Below are 1,968 nucleotides of genomic sequence, written 5' to 3' on the forward strand. Positions count from 1 at the left end.
CTCCTCAAACCACCCTTGAAGTTGGCTGGCAGCTCGTTTTCCGTCCGCCCTCATAAAATTTGTCAGGCCGCCAGGGCTCAGGGTATATTTTACGGCTCGTCCGGTACGCCATGCGTTCAATTCCAGAACAGAAGAAAAGTGCCGTCTGTTCTTTCAAACCACGCAACGCGTCTTCTTTGCCGGTACTTCCACTCGGATTAAAGTGGCGAGTTTAACCGCAAGCCGGATCAGTCTGCGTATGCTGCTCGGGTTGAAGCTTACCCGGTGGTCCCTCCTCCCAGCCTCAGCCGCAGAGGGCGGGATCAGCCGAACTTGAGGGGCTGTTCCTCGCCCGCCGCCGCAACCGCGCCCAGCAGCGCCACCGGGGCCGTTTCGGCCCGCAGAATGCGCGGTCCCAGCGTTACCGCGTGCGCGCCGCGCTCGATCAGCCCGCAGACCTCAGCGTCGGTCAGGCCGCCTTCCGGGCCAGTCAGGACGGTGACCGGCGCGGACCAGTCCAGCAGCGCAACGATGCGTCCCGCCGAACCGGGCTGGGCGACGAAAAGCTGGCCGTCCCATCGCAAGTCGGCCAGGGGAATGGGCGCAATAACTTCGGGCACCACCGCGCGGCGCGACTGCTTGCTGGCTTCCTCGGCCACTCGCCCCAACCGCAACAGCTTCTGCGCGCCGATCTCGCGGGCGTCGGCGCGGGCGGTGACCAGCAACTGCACCCGCGCCACGCCCAGTTCGGTGGCGGCGCGCACCACGTCCGAGAGCTTGTCGCCCTTGAGCAGCGCCACCGCCAGCGTCAGGGGAAACGGTGTTTCCGCCGCGCCGCTGACCGCCTCGCCCAGGATCAGGACAGCGCGGCCCGCCTCCAGCTCGGCGATTCTTGCTCCGGCCTCTGCACCCTGGCCATCGAAGACGCGCAGCACGTCGCCCACCCCTAGCCGCAGGACATGCAGGTGGCGGGCCTCGCGCGGTCCCAGCGTCATCTGCGGGGTCAGGGCCGCGACACGAATGCGGGTATCGGTCATGGCGGCCCCTTCAGGCGGCGGGCGCGGTGGCCGTGACCATCACCCACTCGCCGTCCTCACGCACGGACACACTGCCGAAGCCCTCGCGGTCCAGGGCGTGGCGCACCAGCCCCAGCTTTCCGGTCAGGATGCCGGTCAGGATCAGCGGGCCACCCGGACGCAGCGCGGCGGCATACTCGCCTGCCAGCAGGTCATGCAACTCGGCGTAGAGGTTGGCAATCAGCACATCGAAGGTATCCTCCAGCTCGTCACCCAGGCCCAGGCTGCCCTCTGCGAAGGCCACGCGGCCCGGCAGCATGCCGTTGATTTCGGCGTTCTCAATGGCGATGGGAATGGTCAGGGGATCAATATCCAGACCCGTGGCGTGGTCTGCGCCCAGCAGCGCCGCCGCAATCGCCAGCACGCCGCTGCCCGTGCCCACATCCAGCACCCGCTTGCCACCCAGCTCCAGATCCGAGAGCGCCTCTACCGCCATGCGCGTCGTGGCGTGGTGGCCGGTCCCAAAGGCCATGCCCGGCTCGATGATCAGCGCGGTCTGCCCGTCCTCCACCTCATGGCGCAGCCACGGCGGCACGATGGTGACCCGGCCAGCGCGCACCGGCTTCAGCGTGGCCTTGAACTGCGCCTGCCAGTCCTGCTCGGTTTCAACGCGCCACTCGCCGTCCGCGACTTCACCCGGCAGCTCCTCGCGCCCGTCGAAGTAGGCGCGGATCAGCCCGGCGCGTTCCTCCAGGCCCGTCGCCCCCGCCTCCCACAGCAAATCCAGGTGCGCCTCGCGCGTTTCGAAAGTTCCGGGCAGGTGGTAGACCAGCATGGGAAGCAGTCTAAGGGTCTGGGCGACTATCGGTCACAGCGTCATTACAGCGTTCAATTAATTCTGATTTTATCATAATGGCGTTTGAATTTGGTTCTGGCCGTTTTGATGGAGAATTGCCACTCCAGTTGGACTCTC

General features: G+C 66.4%; 2 protein-coding genes. Both read right to left on the reverse strand.

The features are described from left to right. Positions 1-302: 302 nt before the first annotated feature. The gene (locus Q322_RS0119950) at positions 303-1,016 is read right to left on the reverse strand and encodes a 16S rRNA (uracil(1498)-N(3))-methyltransferase (protein WP_029479585.1); all 714 of its coding nucleotides are present in this window, start codon (positions 1,014-1,016) and stop codon (positions 303-305) included. A gap of 10 nt (positions 1,017-1,026) precedes the next feature. After that, complete coding sequence (locus tag Q322_RS0119955) at positions 1,027-1,830, reverse strand: 50S ribosomal protein L11 methyltransferase (protein WP_029479586.1); 804 nt, start codon at positions 1,828-1,830, stop codon at positions 1,027-1,029. Between the last annotated feature and the right edge of the window lie 138 nt (positions 1,831-1,968).

The organism is Deinococcus frigens DSM 12807, assembly GCF_000701425.1.
Taxonomy (GTDB): domain Bacteria; phylum Deinococcota; class Deinococci; order Deinococcales; family Deinococcaceae; genus Deinococcus; species Deinococcus frigens.

Coding starts and splice junctions, on each gene's coding strand:
- Q322_RS0119950 (WP_029479585.1), bottom strand. CDS start 1,016: ATGACCGATACCCGCATTCGTGTCGCGGCCCTGACCCCGCAGATGACG.
- Q322_RS0119955 (WP_029479586.1), bottom strand. CDS start 1,830: ATGCTGGTCTACCACCTGCCCGGAACTTTCGAAACGCGCGAGGCGCAC.